16 protein-coding genes are annotated in these 17036 nt (G+C 48.4%); 12 read left to right on the top strand and 4 right to left on the bottom strand.

Features of this window, described 5'->3' with window-relative positions; all coding sequences use genetic code 11:
* The first annotated feature begins 178 nt into the window (after positions 1-178).
* On the top strand, positions 179-583 hold the full coding sequence (locus AC3WTF_RS18735) for a methyl-accepting chemotaxis protein (protein WP_369878808.1): 405 nt from the start codon (positions 179-181) through the stop codon (positions 581-583).
* A 128-nt stretch (positions 584-711) separates the two neighbouring features.
* On the top strand, positions 712-1611 hold the full coding sequence (locus tag AC3WTF_RS18740; protein WP_007408956.1) for an SDR family oxidoreductase: 900 nt from the start codon (positions 712-714) through the stop codon (positions 1609-1611).
* A gap of 46 nt (positions 1612-1657) precedes the next feature.
* On the opposite strand, the gene AC3WTF_RS18745 is transcribed toward AC3WTF_RS18740, so the two are convergent.
* Positions 1658-2725, bottom strand: a complete 1068-nt coding sequence (locus tag AC3WTF_RS18745) for a tetratricopeptide repeat-containing glycosyltransferase family 2 protein (RefSeq protein WP_020955481.1) — start codon at positions 2723-2725, stop codon at positions 1658-1660.
* Positions 2726-2883: 158 nt separating this feature from the next.
* Between AC3WTF_RS18745 and AC3WTF_RS18750 the strand changes: the two genes are divergently transcribed.
* The 3 genes from AC3WTF_RS18750 (at position 2884) to AC3WTF_RS18760 (ending at position 6635) form a co-directional block, all read left to right on the top strand.
* The gene (locus tag AC3WTF_RS18750) at positions 2884-4773 is read left to right on the top strand and encodes an ABC-F family ATP-binding cassette domain-containing protein (protein ID WP_129003992.1); all 1890 of its coding nucleotides are present in this window, start codon (positions 2884-2886) and stop codon (positions 4771-4773) included.
* Between the two features lie 191 nt (positions 4774-4964).
* Positions 4965-5387, top strand: coding sequence for a MerR family transcriptional regulator (locus tag AC3WTF_RS18755; protein WP_003155658.1), 423 nt, complete (start codon positions 4965-4967; stop codon positions 5385-5387).
* 63 nt (positions 5388-5450) lie between these two features.
* Positions 5451-6635 (top strand): MFS transporter, encoded by a 1185-nt coding sequence (locus AC3WTF_RS18760; protein WP_129003990.1) that lies wholly within the window; start codon positions 5451-5453, stop codon positions 6633-6635.
* A gap of 43 nt (positions 6636-6678) precedes the next feature.
* Here AC3WTF_RS18760 and AC3WTF_RS18765 read toward each other — a convergent pair whose 3' ends face one another.
* On the bottom strand, positions 6679-8235 hold the full coding sequence (locus AC3WTF_RS18765; RefSeq protein ID WP_129003988.1) for an ABC-F family ATP-binding cassette domain-containing protein: 1557 nt from the start codon (positions 8233-8235) through the stop codon (positions 6679-6681).
* Between the two features lie 171 nt (positions 8236-8406).
* Between AC3WTF_RS18765 and AC3WTF_RS18770 the strand changes: the two genes are divergently transcribed.
* Together AC3WTF_RS18770 and AC3WTF_RS18775 are read left to right on the top strand one after the other, a co-directional pair.
* Positions 8407-9537: a DEAD/DEAH box helicase gene (locus AC3WTF_RS18770; RefSeq protein ID WP_007408961.1), complete on the top strand. Its 1131-nt coding sequence runs from the start codon at positions 8407-8409 to the stop codon at positions 9535-9537.
* 71 nt (positions 9538-9608) lie between these two features.
* Positions 9609-10055 (top strand): GNAT family N-acetyltransferase, encoded by a 447-nt coding sequence (locus AC3WTF_RS18775; protein WP_007408962.1) that lies wholly within the window; start codon positions 9609-9611, stop codon positions 10053-10055.
* 54 nt (positions 10056-10109) lie between these two features.
* Here the strand turns inward: AC3WTF_RS18775 and AC3WTF_RS18780 are convergent, their stop codons facing one another.
* The gene (locus AC3WTF_RS18780) at positions 10110-11129 is read right to left on the bottom strand and encodes an NADP-dependent oxidoreductase (RefSeq protein ID WP_007408963.1); all 1020 of its coding nucleotides are present in this window, start codon (positions 11127-11129) and stop codon (positions 10110-10112) included.
* A 127-nt stretch (positions 11130-11256) separates the two neighbouring features.
* Positions 11257-11607 carry a DUF3212 family protein gene (locus AC3WTF_RS18785; RefSeq protein WP_050498191.1) on the bottom strand — a complete coding sequence of 117 codons (351 nt, stop codon included), beginning with the start codon at positions 11605-11607 and terminating at the stop codon, positions 11257-11259.
* Between the two features lie 190 nt (positions 11608-11797).
* Here AC3WTF_RS18785 and AC3WTF_RS18790 point away from each other — a divergent pair, with 190 nt between their 5' ends.
* The 5 genes from AC3WTF_RS18790 to AC3WTF_RS18810 form a co-directional block, all read left to right on the top strand.
* Complete coding sequence (locus AC3WTF_RS18790; RefSeq protein WP_003155650.1) at positions 11798-12145, top strand: YflT domain-containing protein; 348 nt, start codon at positions 11798-11800, stop codon at positions 12143-12145.
* 163 nt (positions 12146-12308) lie between these two features.
* On the top strand, positions 12309-13574 hold the full coding sequence (locus AC3WTF_RS18795) for a pectate lyase (RefSeq protein ID WP_327948220.1): 1266 nt from the start codon (positions 12309-12311) through the stop codon (positions 13572-13574).
* A 124-nt stretch (positions 13575-13698) separates the two neighbouring features.
* Positions 13699-15135 (top strand): anion permease, encoded by a 1437-nt coding sequence (locus AC3WTF_RS18800; RefSeq protein ID WP_007408966.1) that lies wholly within the window; start codon positions 13699-13701, stop codon positions 15133-15135.
* A 488-nt stretch (positions 15136-15623) separates the two neighbouring features.
* A complete protein-coding gene (locus AC3WTF_RS18805) occupies positions 15624-15917 on the top strand; it encodes a hypothetical protein (protein ID WP_223254693.1) in 294 nt (97 codons plus the stop codon).
* A gap of 119 nt (positions 15918-16036) precedes the next feature.
* Positions 16037-17036, top strand: a 1000-nt coding sequence (locus AC3WTF_RS18810; protein ID WP_492314333.1) for an NTTRR-F1 domain, incomplete at its 3' end; no start/stop codon positions are given.

Raw genomic sequence — 17036 nt, forward strand, 5'->3', positions numbered from 1 at the left:
CAGAGCGATTCCGCTTCATGATGAAAACGGAAAAGTCATCGGCGGCGTCGGTCTCGGCACGAGCCTTGAAAAATCAGCCAAGCTTCATGATGTCGCTGAAAGCCTGTCCGCCGTCGTGGAACAGACCGCTTCGGCCATCGCGGATATCTCAGAATCCATCAGCGGTTTCTCAGCACAGATGACCGGAATTTCCGCTCAGGCGAAACAAGTCAGTGAAAGCGCGGGAGAAATCGCCGACATTTCCGTCACTGTCAAGGGCATCTCGGATCAAAGCAATCTGCTCGGTTTGAATGCGGCCATTGAAGCCGCGAGAGCAGGAGAATCCGGCAAGGGCTTTTCCGTGGTGGCGGATGAGATCCGCAAGCTTGCCACTCATTCAAAAGACAACGTCGGCCAAATTGACCAGATTACGAAAAAAATCCACAGCCTGCTGAAAGGGCTGGAAGACTCTATTGAATCCATCAACCAGAACACAAACGGCCAAGCGGCGGCGGTTGAACAAATTTCTGCCACGATGCAGGAAATTTCGGGAAGCGCCCAGCATTTAGCGAAAATGGCTGAAAACGTACTCGGAGAGTCATAAAAAAAGGGAGCTTACGGGCTCCTTTTTTGTTTTCCCTTTATCAATCGGAAACTGCACTTACACGTTTGATCCGTCATGCTAAAGGGGTACACATACGAATACATCACCATGATAAAGGAGAGTCTTGTATGTCTGATGCAAATCTGCACAACCCGCTGACGAAATATGATCATGATGAATTTCCAAAACAATATCAAGAACCGCCCGGTTTGCAGAAAGAGATGAAGCCTGTGCCGGATTGCGGTGAAACAAGCTATAAAGGAGCCGGCAAGCTGAAGGGAAGAAAAGCCCTCGTCACCGGCGGCGATTCAGGTATCGGCCGGGCCGCCGCGATTGCTTATGCCCGGGAAGGGGCGGATGTGGCCATTAACTATCTGCCTGAGGAACAGCCGGATGCCGAAGAAGTGAAAGCGTTAATTGAAAAAGAGGGAAGAAAAGCCGTTCTGCTGCCGGGAGATTTAAGCGATGAAGCGTTTTGCGGAGAATTGGCGGAAAAAGCGTATCAAGAGCTTGGCGGTCTTGACACGCTCGCTCTTGTCGCCGGCAAACAGCAGGCAGTGGATGATATCAGCGATCTTGCCACAGAACAAATCTATCAAACATTTGAAGTCAACGTATTCTCGCTGTATTGGCTCGTCAAAGCCGCGCTTCCGTATCTGCCGGAAGGCGCGTCTATTATCACGACAACGTCCGTAGAAGGGTATAATCCAAGCCCGATGCTGTTGGATTATGCCGCGACGAAACATGCCATTATCGGTTTTACCGTCGGCTTAGGAAAGCAGCTGGCGAATAAAGGAATCAGAGTCAACTCGGTAGCGCCGGGGCCGATCTGGACGCCTCTGCAGATTTCGGGAGGACAGCCCGGTGAAAACATTCCGAAATTCGGCAAGGAAACACCGGCCGTTCCATTAAAGCGCGCCGGACAGCCGGCGGAGCTAGCAGGGATTTATGTCTTTTTGGCCTCAGAAGAATCGAGCTATGTGACATCCCAAATTTACAGTGTAAGCGGAGGAATTCCGACAGCGTAATCAATAAGGAGCTGCCCTTCATACGGGGCAGCTCTTTTTTTCGATGTTATGTGCCGAGCACGTTTTGATTATACAGGACACTCGGATGTGACGGATGATAGGAGGCGGCTTTGTCGTTATGAATCTTCGCTTTTTCTCTGTCGCCGAGCTGCCAGTGGCAGACGCAGAGCTGAAGATGGGGATACCAGGTGGAATATTCGAGCTGGGTAAAGCCTGCATCACTGCTTTTGGCGGATAGGGCGAGCTCATACCAAAACACGCCCTGCCGGTATTGCCGTTTCTCCGCAAAATAGTCGCCGAGCCTGCAGCAGAACTCCGGCCGCGGACAATCGATCAGAAATGATTTTAAGAGAGACGTCATGGCGGCCTCTTCATGGCCGACCGCCCTGTAGCAATCGGATAGATATTGGCACGTTCTGATCTCGTCTTCGATCCAGCACTGTTTTGTGGAAAGAAAATGGTGATAATACGTGATGGCGCGCTGATACTGGCCGTGATCCTTTAATTCATTCGCGAAGTAAAACAAATCGCGCGGTGTCATCGTTTCACTGTTTTCCGCCATTTTCTCATAAATCTTCAAGTTGCGGTCTGAGGGAGGCGAGTGCTTTTTCTCGGATTTCCGGTGTGTGACGGCAATATCGGTTTCTATGATGTTTCCGTATACTTCAAGATACTCATGCACGGCTCCGATCCAGCGGAACCCTTTTTCACGCTTGACGAGTCGGTTGCGGCGGTATCTGAAGCTGACCTCTCCCCGATCATCAAAGCCGACGTGATAATACATGGATACCGCGTCCACCTCTTTTGAAAGCGACGCCTTCAGTTCAATCAGCTTTTCACGGTCCTTTTCCGTCAATATATCGTCGGCGTCCAGCCACAGAATATAATCCATTTCTGCTTTCGAAAACACAAAGTTACGGGCGGCCGCAAAGTGATCGATCCATTCAAAATCATAAATCTTATCCGTATAACGGGCCGCGATTTCTTTCGTCCGGTCAGTCGAGCCCGTATCAGCAATCACAATTTCATCCGCAATGTCTTTAACGGAATCAAGACAGCCCGCAAGCACTTCCTCTTCATTTTTCACGATAACGCACAAACTGACGCTGATCATGTCATCACCTCTTCCCCTCCAGTGTATAAAAGGAGAGGCGGAAACATTCTTCGGACAAAATGATCTCTTCCAAGAAATTTGTCTGTCCTTTTACTAGTTTTATTCCAGCGCCTGATTTAAAATGAACACATGAACTTACGTGAGGATTGATAGGAACCATGAGCATCATAAAAGCGGAAAACCTTTATAAAACATACGGAGATAAGACATTATTCGACCATATCTCCTTTCATATTGAAGAGAATGAAAGAATCGGTTTAATCGGCCCGAACGGAACGGGGAAGTCTACGCTTCTGAAAACCATTGCCGGCCTTGAATCAACGGAAGAAGGCGAGATTACGGCCTCAGGAAACGTGCATATTGAGTTTTTGCATCAGGACCCTGAGCTTCCGGCCGGACAAACCGTACTTGAGCATATTTATTCCGGCGGATCAGCCGTCATGAGAACGATGAGAGAATACGAAAAAGCGCTTCAGGCGCTGAATGAAGAACCGGAAAATGACCAGCGCCAGAAACAGCTGCTTGATGCGCAGGGCCGAATGGACGCGAATGATGCGTGGGAGGCGAATACGTTAGCCAAAACGGTTTTAACCAAACTTGGCGTCACCGATCTGATGAAGGATGTCAGCGAGCTGTCCGGCGGCCAGAGAAAGCGCGTCGCGATTGCGAAAAACGTCATCCAGCCGGCCGACCTGCTCATTTTGGATGAACCGACAAACCACTTGGACAATGAAACGATTGAATGGCTGGAAGGCTACTTATCGCAATATCCGGGCGCCGTTATGCTTGTCACGCACGACAGATATTTTCTGAACAGGGTGACGAACAGAATTTACGAGCTTGAGAGAGGCAGCCTTTATACGTATAAAGGAAACTATGAAGTATTCTTGGAAAAACGGGCCGAACGGGAAGCGCTGGCGGAGCAGAAAGAAACAAAACGTCAAAACCTCCTGCGCCGCGAATTGGCGTGGCTCAGAAGAGGGGCGAAAGCGCGCTCGACGAAACAAAAAGCGAGAGTGGACAGAGCGGAGGCGCTCAAAGAGCAAAAAGGGCCGGCAGTCTCCGGATCACTCGATTTCGCGATCGGCTCCCACCGTCTCGGAAAACAGGTGATCGAAGCCGATAACGTCGCCATTACCTATAACGGCCAAGCGCTGATCAGCCAGTTTAATGAGCTTGTCATCCCGGGGGAACGAATCGGCATCATCGGGCCGAACGGAATCGGGAAAACGACACTTTTAAACAGCCTCGCCGGCAGAATTCAGCCTGACAGCGGCAATATCACCATCGGGCAGACGGTCCGGATCGGCTACTACACCCAGGACCACAGCGAAATGAACGGTGATATGAAAGTCATTGAATATATAAAAGAGACGGCTGAAATCGTCAAAACGGCGGAAGGCGATGTCATCACCGCGGAACAAATGCTTGAGCGTTTTCTGTTCCCGCGTCCGATGCAGCAGACATATATCAGAAAGCTGTCGGGCGGGGAAAAGCGCCGTCTGTACTTGCTGAATGTACTGATGCAGGAGCCGAATGTGCTGTTTTTAGATGAGCCGACCAATGATCTGGACACGGAAACATTAAGCGTGCTCGAAGATTATATCGAACAGTTCCCAGGCGTCGTCATCACCGTATCCCATGACCGCTATTTCCTTGACCGCGTCATTGACCGCCTGATCGTATTTGAAGGACACGGTGTCATTTCCCGTTTCCAAGGTTCGTACAGTGAATACATGGAACACGCAAAAGCGAAGAAGACGGCGGTAAAACAGCCGGCCGAAGAGAAAAAGGCGGAGGAAGAGCCGAAGAAAAAGCGCAAAAAGCTTTCATATAAGGATCAGATCGAATGGGACGGCATCGAAGACAAAATCGCCGGCCTTGAAGAAAAGCATCAGCGTCTGGAAGCGGAAATCGCTGAAGCGGGAAGTGATTTCGGAAAGATTCAAGAACTGATGGCCGAACAGGCAAAAACGGCTGAAGAGCTTGAAGCGGCGATGGAGCGCTGGACCGAATTGTCACTGATGATTGAAGAACTTGAGAATTAAGAAAAGCCGGTACGGCCCCCGAGAAAGATGGCGGGTCATACCGGCTTTTTTTATCTTACACAGATGTCTCCCGGCGCTTTAAAGACAAACGTTTTGTCCAAGCAAAGTTTATCAGGCATAAAAAGTTAACGTTTACGTTAAGGTTCAAATGGTGTATAATAGAAACAGATACGACAAGAGGGGGATTCACCTTGGAATGGATGAAGATTGATCAAGTTGCCAAGCGAAGCGGATTGACAAAACGAACCATTCGTTTTTACGAGGAGATTGGTTTGATTCCTGCTCCTAAACGGACAGAAGGCGGCGTCCGGCTATACTCTGAAGATGATATGGAGGAGCTCGAAAAAGTAACCAGCACAAAAGAAGTGCTCGGTTTTTCCCTTCAGGAGCTTCAGCAGTTTATGGAGATGAGCCGTCAGCTGGAATTAAACAAAGAGGGGTACTTGTTGTCACTGGATCCGAAGGAACGGAAAGAAAAGCTGGAAGAGATTCAGCACGCTTTGAACCACCAGCTTGAGATGATTGATGAGAAGATCAGCACATTTCAGCATTTTAAAACGCGCCTTAACGGAATGAAAGAAAAAGCTGACCGCGCCATTCAATCAATCGAATGATTTTGCTGTAAACGCTATGGATATAGCGTTTCTTTTAATGGATGAAACAGGAGGTCTGGTCAAATGGGTACATCATCACAACAGAAAACAGGCTTATTCAGCCAGCCGAAAGCCGTTTGGGCGGTTGCGTTTGCCTGTGTTATTTCCTTTATGGGAATCGGACTTGTCGATCCGATTCTTCCGGCGATCGCCGCACAATTACATGCTTCACCTAGTGAAGTATCTCTATTATTTACAAGTTATTTGCTCGTTACCGGTTTTATGATGTTTTTCTCCGGCGCGATTTCCAGCCGGATCGGCGCAAAATGGACGCTGCTTCTCGGACTTATTTTTATCATCGTGTTTGCCGCCCTCGGCGGAAGCTCAAGTTCAATCGCTCAGCTTGTCGGCTATCGCGGCGGCTGGGGGCTTGGGAATGCTCTCTTTATTTCAACCGCGCTTGCCGTCATCGTCGGGGTATCCGTCGGCGGCAGCGCCAAAGCCATTATTTTGTATGAGGCCGCGCTTGGACTGGGAATTTCTGTCGGGCCGCTTGCAGGCGGAGAGCTTGGCAGCATCTCATGGCGCGCTCCGTTCTTCGGAGTGTCTGTCCTTATGTTCATAGCGCTTTGCGCGATTTCACTCATGCTGCCGAAGCTGCCGAAACCGGCGAAACGCGTCGGTGTGTTTGATGCGATGAAGGCGCTCAAATATAAAGGCCTTTTGACAATGGCAGTATCTGCTTTCTTATACAACTTTGGATTTTTTATTTTGCTTGCCTATTCTCCGTTCGTGCTGGATTTAGATGAACACGGCCTTGGATATGTCTTCTTCGGCTGGGGTTTATTGCTGGCAATTACGTCAGTCTTTACGGCGCCGCTCGTGCACAAAGCGCTGGGAACAGTGGGTTCGCTCGTCGTTCTCTTTATCGCCTTTGCGGTCATTCTCATCGTCATGGGGATCTGGACTGACCATCAGACGTTGATCATTACGTGTATCGTTGTCGCCGGTGCTGTTCTCGGTATGGTGAATACGATCATGACAACCGCTGTGATGGGTTCTGCGCCGGTTGAACGTTCAATCGCGTCTTCAGCCTACAGCTCAGTCCGTTTTATCGGCGGTGCGCTCGCTCCGTGGATTGCAGGAATGCTGTCAGAACACTTCACCGCAAGCACTCCATATACAGTAGGCGGGATCGTCGTTTTTGTCGGCATGCTTGTCCTTCTAATGGGACGCAAACATCTCGCCGGAATAAAAGCCGGACATTAAGAAAAAAAGGAACTTCCGCACAGGCGGGAGTTCCTTTTTGTGTTTACAGCACTTTCGTCGTCCAAGATTCACAATTCCATGTTTCCGTCGCGATATCCATGTAGAACTCGGGTTCGTGGGAAATCAGCAGAATGGAGCCTTTGTATTCTTTCAGCGCGCGTTTCAGCTCTTCTTTCGCATCGACATCCAGGTGGTTTGTCGGTTCGTCAAGCACGAGCAGGTTTGTTTCTGAATTGATCAGCTTGCACAGTCTGACCTTCGCTTTTTCTCCTCCGCTGAGAACGGAGACGCGGCTTTCAATGTGTTTGGTCGTCAGTCCGCATTTGGCGAGGGCGGCGCGGATTTCGTACTGGGTAAAGGAAGGAAATTCGCTCCACACTTCTTCGATGCACGTATTGTTATTGGTTTCTTTCACTTCCTGCTCGAAATAGCCCGTGTATTGATGCTCGCCCCGTTCCACCGTGCCTTCCAGCGGCTGGATTTCACCGAGCAGGCTCTTTAACAGCGTCGTCTTCCCGATGCCGTTTGCGCCGTATAGGGCGACTTTCTGTCCGCGCTCCATTCTGAGATTGAGCGGGCGTGACAGCGGAGTATCGTAGCCGATGACTAAGTCCTTCGTTTCAAAAATGAGCTTGCCTGACGTTCTCGCAGGCTTGAAATGGAATTCCGGTTTCGGTTTTTCGGCCGCCAGTTCGATCATATCCATCTTATCAAGCTTTTTCTGGCGGGACATCGCCATATTTCTCGTGCTGACCCGCGCTTTGTTGCGGGCGACGAAATCTTTCAGTTCAGCCACTTCCTGCTGCTGTTTTTTATAGGCGGCTTCGAGCTGCTGTTTTTTCACTTCGTAGACTTCCATAAACTGATGGTAGTCGCCGACATAACGAGTCAGCTCCTGATTTTCCACATGATAAATCAAATTGATCACGCTGTTTAAAAACGGAATGTCGTGAGAAATTAAGATGAACGCATTTTCATATTCCTGCAAATAGCGTTTCAGCCATTCAATATGCTGCTCATCAAGGTAGTTGGTCGGTTCGTCCAACAGAAGGATTTCCGGTTTTTCTAAAAGCAGTTTGGCGAGCAGCACTTTCGTCCGCTGTCCGCCGCTTAAATCAGTAACGTCGCGGTCAAGTCCGACATCCTGCAGGCCGAGGCCGCGGGCGATTTCTTCAACTTTGCTGTCAATCACATAGAAATCATTATTAGTCAGGGCGTCCTGAATGACACCGACATCTTCAAGCATCTGCTCAAGCTCATCAGGGTCCGCTTCGCCCATTTTGTTGTAAATCTCATTCATTTCCTCTTCCATCGCAAATAAGTAATGGAACGCATCTTTCAGCACGTCGCGGATCGTTTTTCCTTTTTCAAGCACGGTATGCTGATCGAGGTAGCCGACGCGCACGTTTTTCGCCCATTCAACCTTACCCTCATCAGGCTCAAGCTTTCCGGTAATAATATTCATAAACGTTGATTTACCTTCGCCGTTTGCTCCGATTAAGCCGACGTGCTCCCCTTTTAAAAGACGGAACGATACATTGTTAAAAAGCGCACGGTCACCGAAGCCGTGGCTTAACTCTTTTACGGATAAAATACTCATCATTACACCTCTATCGTTATCAGACACGCATTTTTTATCATGTGTCTTTCTCATTTATGATTATAAAGGAGGAGACCGTTTGTTAAAAGGCTTGGAAGGAAAAAGAAAATTGCGTTTGGCGCGTGCATTTGAGATACTATGGAGTAGATTTTAAGAATTGAGGAGAACGACATGACCCAAACATGGCCATTTTTACAGCATACACAACCATTTATCGCCGAAAACTGGGAGGCGTCAGGTTTTCAGGAGCCGACCGTCATTCAGGAAAAAGCCGCTCAGGTGATTATGGAAGGGAAAGACGTCATCGCCGAATCCCCGACGGGAACGGGAAAAACATTGGCGTACACGCTTCCGGTTCTGGAGCGGATCAACCCGGAACAGAAACATCCGCAAGTGATCATTTTAGCGCCGTCCCGCGAGCTAGTGATGCAGATTTTTCAAGTGATTCAGGAGTGGATAAAAGGCTCTGATCTTCGCGCTTTGTCTTTGATCGGCGGAGCAAACGTGAAAAAGCAGGTGGAAAAGCTCAAAAATAAACCGCATATCATTGCGGGCACACCGGGCAGGGTGCTCGAATTGATTCAGGCGAAAAAGCTGAAAATGCATGAAGTCAAGACGATCGTTCTTGATGAAGCGGATCAGCTCGTGACACAGGAACACCGCGAAACGATGAAAAAAATCATTAAAACGACGCTGAAAGACCGACAGCTTTTAAGCTTTTCCGCTACGCTGCAGCCGGAAACAGAACAGGTGCTGAATACCATCGCACACGAACCGGCCGTTTTGAAAGTGGAGCGGAATACGGCGGAAAAAGCGCGCGTCACGCATCAATATCTCGTCTGCGATCAGCGGGATAAAGTGAAGCTATTACAAAAGCTGTCACGGCTGAACGGCATGCAGGCGCTCGTGTTCGTCAGAGATATCGGAAATTTAAGCGTCTATGCGGAAAAACTCGCCTATCACCACGTGGATCTCGGCATTCTGCACGGAGAAGCGAAAAAAATGGAGCGGGCAAAGATATTATCAGCGTTTGAACGGGGAGAATTTCCGCTGCTTCTGGCGACTGACATTGCGGCGCGCGGACTCGATATCGATGATCTTCCGTACGTCATTCACGCGGACATCCCGAATGAAGACGGGTACATTCACAGATCAGGCCGGACGGGGCGGGCCGGTAAAGAAGGAACCGTACTCAGCCTTGTCACGCCGATGGAAGAATCCAAATTGAAAAAAATGGCCAAATCACTCGGAATTGCGCTGAAAGAGGCCGTTTATTCAGGCGGAAAATTATCTGAGAAATAAGAAACGGAGGGCGGGAAGCCCTTCGTTTTTTGTTGTAAAATAATAGAAAAGGTTCAGGCGGGGGCGGGAAGATGGTTTCAATAGACAGATTTCAAATATTGAAGGAACGTGAGCTGAAAATACTTGAACACTGGTTTAAGAACGATAATATCAGACGGAGAATGGATGCGATGCTGCCATTAGACGCGTGGTATGCACGATTGAATAAAGATGAAGACGATACTGTCATTATGGCATATGACGGGGAGTGTCCGGCAGGCATGGTCTCTATGGAGTTTGTGGAGGAGCGGGCGTATATCGGATTGATCGTCAATCCTTTGTACCAGCTTCAAGGGTACGGAAAACAGATGTTGCAAAAACTGCTGACTGACCCTGGGTTTACCAGCGTGCGGGAATGGGCGGCAAACATCGAAAAAGACAATCAAATCAGTTTAGCCTGCTTTCAAGCAGCGGGATTCACTTTGGAAGATACGGAGCCTGATGAAGACGGCTTTCTTACTTTGATTCTTCGCGGCTGATCCCAAATAAACAGAAAAGGAGGGGACAAAGCCCTCCTTTTTTTTATCATCATGTTAACTTAGATCACTGACTTTGATGATCTGTTTGCCTTTGTTTTCTCCTTTAAACAGGCCGAGGAACGCGTCAGGAATATGGCTGAATCCTTCCGTAATCGTTTCTTCATAATGAAGCTTTCCGTCCTTAAGCCATTCGGCCAATTGTTTCGCACCTTCGGAAAAGCGGTCAGCATAATCACTGACGATGAATCCCTGCATCAGCGCTTTTGTTTTGATCAGCTTCGGCTGGACGCGGGGGCCCATGTCTTCTTCTTCACTTTCGGTATTGTACGATGAGATCGCTCCGCATACCGGAATGCGGGCGAATTCATTCAGCAGGTTTATCACCGCATCTGAAATCGGTCCGCCGACATTGTCAAAATAGACATCGACGCCGTCAGGACATGCCTGTTCCAGTGCTTTTTGAATATCATCCGCCGTTTTGTAATTAATGGCTTCATCAAATTGAAGCTCCTCTTTCAAATACGCGATTTTTTCATCAGATCCGGCGATGCCGACAACCCGCGCGCCTTTGATTTTGGCAATCTGTCCGACTGTTGAGCCGACGGCGCCCGCCGCGCCTGAAACGACGACGGTTTCGCCTTTTTTCGGACGGCCGATATCGAGCAGCCCGAAGTAAGCGGTCAGTCCGGTCATCCCTAAAATGCCGAGATACGCCTGGGCGGGTGCGATATCCGTATCCAACTTGCGGAGGGCGGACTCATTGACGGCTGAATATTCCTGCCATGCGAGATTTCCGATCACAACATCTCCTTTTTTCAGCTTATCGCCGTCTGTCAGAACCTCGGCAATCACTCCGCCTGTTATGGCTTCATCTAAAGCGAACGGCTCTACATATGATTTTGTATCTTGCATCCGTCCGCGCATGTACGGATCAACGGACACATAACTCGTTTTCACAAGCACTTCGCCGTCTTTCGGTTCGGGAACGGCAATCGTTTCAAAGCGGAAATCGTCATGGGCGGGAACGCCTTTGGGGCGTCTTGCCAATTGAATTTGCTGCTGATGATTCGGCATACTGAATCCTCCTTCAAGATAAGTGGTTGTTCCAAATGTAACACGAACCATTTCCCGATTACAAAATCAAACCGTCAGCGGCCATAAAAAAAGAAGGGCCAGGGCCCTTCTTTCCTTATATGCATATTTAATAGAATAACCGGTACACATCGGTGTTTTTCTCATGTTCCAAATATTCATAGGCATTCGTTTTTGAAGAATGAAGCATGTCAGCGGTAATCACGGGCTGAAGCGCGGTCAGATAAGAACTCAGCCTATTTTCAATTTCTGTCGGCAGAACGGATTCGATATCACCGATATTGATAATGATAGAGAAAACGAAATCGATATTAATATGAAAAGTATCTTCAGCAAAGGCCGTAAGCTCTTTTATTCCATCCGGGCAGCGGGTATGCCGGCGGAATACCTGCTTCACTAAATCACTGACAACCCAAGCGTTAAATCGCTGTTCCGGTGAAAAGTAATGAATAGGAACCACCTCCCTGCTTAATCGGCTCATGAAGATTTTTATTTTTCTGATAAAAGTTGCTTTTTCTACTGTAACATGTCCCGCCAGAAAATATCCACCGACAATCTGCCCGTTTTCCCACTGAACTCTCTTTCTTTTGTTTGATCCTTGATTGATCGGGTAAACATCCAATATACAAAACAAAAGGGAGGACTTATCAATGAAACCGGTAGTAAGAGAATATACAAATGATCAAAAACTGATGCAGGACGTAAAAGAGCTTCAGCAATTGGGTGTCGCAAAAGAAGACGTATATGTGCTTTCTCATGATGACGACAGAACGGACCGCCTGGCCGATAATACTGATGTCAATACCATCGGAGCGAAAGAAACGGGCATTAAACACGCAGTCGGCAATATGTTTAATAAAAAAGGCGACGAGCTCCGCAACAAAATTCACGAAATCGGCTTTTCGGAAGAGGAAGCATCGCAATTTGAAAAGCGCTTAGATGAAGGAAAAGTTCTTCTGTTTGTCACGGATAACGAAAAAGTAAAATCATGGGCGTAAGCTGAACAGATCCCAAGGGGTTTTCGGTCCCTTGGGATTTTTTTGCGGTTTCCGCAATAAAACCGAAAGGCACATTCTGTACATTTTCGGTGCTGTTTCTCAACTGATTTGATACAATTCGATTGTAATAAATTGGAACAAAGAAACAGGAGGAGCACAATTCATGAAAAAAATGTTATTTATGCTGGCGGTTTGTTTATGTATGATCCCTGCGGACGTCTATGCCGCTGATCTGGGACGGCAGACGTTAGGAACAAATGACGGCTGGGGAGCCGCTTCCGGCGGGACAATCGGCGGCGCGAAAGCCTCTTCATCGAATGTATACACCGTATCAAACAGACAGCAGCTCGTTTCTGCATTAGGGGGAAGCGCCAACAGCACACCGAAGATTATTTACATACAAGGCACAATCAATATGAATACGGACGACCGCAATAAAACGCTCGGCTTTGATGATTATAAAGATCCGGCATATGATCCGAACGCCTATCTGAAGGCGTACGACCCGGACAAATGGGGAAAAAAAGCGCCGTCAGGCACCCAGGAAGACGCCAGACAGCGATCGCAAAAAAACCAGAAGGCACGGGTCGTGGTTGACATTCCTTCAAATACGACGATCATCGGCTCGGGTTCAAATGCCAAAGTGACAGGCGGGAATTTTAATATTAAGAACGGCGTCGACAATGTCATCATCCGCAACATTGAATTTCAAGACGCTTACGACTATTTTCCGCAATGGGACCCGACGGACGGCAGCAGCGGCAACTGGAACTCGGAATATGACAATATCACCATTAACGGCGCGACGCACATCTGGATCGATCATTGCACCTTTAATGACGGATCGAATCCCGACAGCGGTTTTCCCTACTATTACGGGAGAAAATATCAGCACCATGACGGCCAGACGGATATAGCCAACGGGGCGAATTATATTACATTGTCCTATAATAAATATCATGACCATGACAAAGGCTCCGTCATCGGAAACAGCGACAGCAAGACGTCGGATGAAGGAAAACTGAAGGTGACCATTCACCATAACTATTACCAGAACATCGTCCAGCGCGCACCGCGGGTCCGGTACGGGCAGGTTCATATTTATAATAATTTTTACGCAGGCTCTAAAAGCGCCGCATACCCGTTCAGCTATGCGTGGGGCGCAGGACATGCGTCAAAAATATATGCCCAGAATAATGTCTTTGAAGTGAAGGGACTGGCTGCTGATAAAGTCATCAGCGTCTTCAGCGGCGGAAAAGCGCTTCATGAAGACGGCACTCTTTTAAACGGCGCCTCAATTAACGCGTCAGCCGCCAACGGATTAAATCAGTCCGTCGGCTGGACACCGTCATTGCACGGTTCCATCGGCTCATCATCAAATGTAAAATCAGATGTTATATCTAAAGCCGGGTCGGGCATATTAAAATAAGAAACAAGAAACACAAAGGAAAATATTCCTTTGTGTTTTTTAATTAACAAAAACGTTTATTAACTTAGTTAAGTAGTAAAATGGGATAGGGGATGGAAGACAACAAAATAGGAGGAGACCTGTAATGGCTTCAGAAAAAGACGCAAAAAAACAGCAGGCAGTAAAAATCATTCCTTTGCTTATTACTGTTGCTGTGGGATTAATCATTTGGTTTATTCCCGCGCCGTCCGGACTTGAACCTAAAGCATGGCATTTGTTCGCTATTTTTGTCGCAACAATTATCGGCTTTATCTCCAAGCCCTTGCCAATGGGCGCAATTGCAATTTTTGCATTGGCAGTCACCGCGTTAACGGGAACGCTATCTATTGAAAATACGTTAAGCGGATTTGGAAACAAGACAATCTGGCTGATTGTCATCGCCTTTTTTATTTCCCGGGGGTTCATCAAAACCGGGCTCGGCGCCAGGATTTCTTACGTATTCGTACAACGGTTCGGGAAGAAAACACTCGGCCTTTCTTATTCACTGCTTTTCAGTGATTTAATTTTATCACCTGCCATTCCGAGCAACACGGCACGGGCGGGCGGCATTATTTTTCCTATTATCAGATCATTATCCGAAACTTTCGGATCAACGCCGGCAGACGGAACAGAGCGGAAAATCGGCGCTTTCTTATTAAAAACCGGTTTTCAAGGAAACTTGATTACGTCTGCGATGTTTTTGACGGCAATGGCGGCGAACCCGCTGATCGCCAAGCTGGCCCACGATGTCGCAGGGGTGGACATCACATGGACAAGCTGGGCAATCGCAGCCATTGTACCGGGATTGGCGAGCTTAATTATTACGCCGCTCGTCATTTATAAGCTGTATCCGCCGGAAATTAAAGAAACACCGGATGCGGCTAAAATCGCAACGGAAAAATTGAAAGAAATGGGTCCGTTTAAAAAATCCGAACTCTCCATGGTCATCGTCTTTTTATTAGTGCTTGCGCTGTGGATTTTCGGAGGAAGCTTAAATATTGACGCAACGACGACGGCCCTGATCGGATTATCCGTTTTGCTTTTGTCACAGGTATTAACATGGGAGGACATCAAAAAAGAACAAGGTGCATGGGATACGCTGACTTGGTTCGCGGCGCTTGTGATGCTGGCGAATTTCCTGAATGAGCTCGGCATGGTGTCTTGGTTCAGCAATATGATGAAATCTTCTGTTTCCGGTTTTTCATGGATTGTGGCATTTATGATTCTGATTGTCGTGTATTATTACACGCATTACTTCTTTGCGAGCGCAACCGCGCATATCAGCGCCATGTATGCGGCATTTCTCGCCGTCATCGTGGCGGCAGGCGCTCCGCCGCTGTTGGCGGCGCTCAGCCTGGCGTTTTTCAGCAACCTTTTCGGTTCGACGACGCATTACGGCTCAGGAGCGGCTCCGGTCTTTTTCGGAGCAGGCTATATATCGCAAAGCAAATGGTGGTCCATCGGCTTTATCCTGTCAATCGTCCATATTGTGACATGGCTTGTGATCGGCGGATTATGGTGGAAAGTATTAGGGTTATGGTAAGAAGAAGGCAGATGCGATCTGCCTTCTTTTTTTTGAACTAAGAGATTGATGGGACGTTTCACAATGTATAAACCGCCTGAGTACCATAAGGTTGAGGTGATTTTATGAGTGCGAAACGAAATAATCCGTTCACTGGGCAAAGCTCTCACTATAAATGTATGAGCCGTCATGTGAAGAGCTGGTATACAGAGCATTCGCGTAGATATAATGAAAAAATTTCTGATGGCTGTTCTCACATAGAAAGTGATAAAACTCCCTCCTTTTCAGAAAAGAATCCTGCGCTGTGCTCTCCTAATAGTGTACAAGGACCTCCGGGGAAGAGAGGGCCGGCAGGGCTTCCGGGCTCTCAAGGCCCCCCCGGTCCTCCGGGTCCGCCCGGCGGCATACCGATTCTGGCTTTTCAACAAGCTGCTGATGCCGCCGTCATTCCTTTGGATGGATCACCGGCAAATATTCTGTCCGGCACAGTTATAGCAGCAGCTTCTCAATTGATAAAAGTAGATTCTACGGTACAGCTCAACATCAGTCATGAGCCTTTATCCCCGGATTTTTCACTGAAGCTGATTTTGTCGCTGAAAAGAGACGGAATAACAGTCAGTTCAGAGACGCTTGAATTGAATTTGTTTTACTCAGGCGGGCAGTCTCTCATTATTCCGCTGACATTCGTAGACCAGGCGCCGTATGCCGGGGCCATCACGTATGATGTGGTATTAACGGTTGCCGGTTCTGTTAATGTAACAGGTGTTAATGTGACAAACCGTGCCATCAATATGATCGGATAGTACATTTAAATAGGGGATAAACAGAAATCTCGCGAATTGAGTTTCCATAATAGATAAAACTGCATATGCTATGTTGATTTGTACTAGCAAAAATGATGAAAGGAGGGTATAGATTGGCGATTCAAAATCTCATAAACAATGGAAGTTTCGAATCCGGAGACTTAACAGGCTGGAGCGGAGTGAGTGCTTCGGTTGTGTCTGCATTTGCTCATACGGGAGCATTCTCCGCCCAATTTGCAGGCGGAATTACGAGTGCCTCCTTGTCACAAACTGTTCCTGTCTCTCCGCAGCAATCATTTCAGCTTTTCATTTCTCTCGGCAAAATTGGCACAATTGCAAACCCTGAAATCAATCTGAGAGTTTTATATTTAGATGCTTCAAACGCAGTGGTAGGAACCGGATTAAACATAAACGTCACAATAGGAAACATGCCTAATACTATATTTGATACATGGACTGAAGTCTATCAAACAACAACTGCTGCGCCGGCTGCAGCTGTTCAGGCACAAATTTTAATCAGTAAAACAGCCGGGTCAAGTAATACTCCGGTTGTATTAATTGACGATGTCGCATTTGTTGAAGTAACAGGAATCACGGGAACTACGGGTCCAACCGGAGCCACTGGAGCGACGGGGTCAACTGGGGCGACGGGAATCACGGGTCCAACTGGAGCCACTGGAGCGACGGGGTCAACTGGGGTTACGGGAGATACCGGACCAACTGGGGCGACGGGAATCACGGGTCCACCCGGAGCCACTGGAGCGACGGGGTCAACTGGGGTTACGGGAGATACCGGATCAACTGGGGCGACGGGAACTACGGGTCCAACCGGAGCCACTGGAGCGACGGGTTCAACTGGGGTTACGGGAGATACCGGACCAACTGGGGCGACGGGAATCACGGGTCCAACCGGAGCTACTGGAGCGACGGGGTCAACCGGAGCCACTGGAGCGACGGGGTCAACCGGAGCCACTGGAGCGACGGGGTCAACTGGGGTTACGGGGGATACCGGACCAACTGGGGTTACGGGGGATACCGGACCAACTGGGGTTACGGGAGATACCGGACCAACTGGGGCGACGGGAATCACGGGTCCAACCGGAGCTACTGGAGCGACGG

It is taken from the genome of Bacillus sp. EB106-06-01-XG163, from assembly GCF_058791615.1.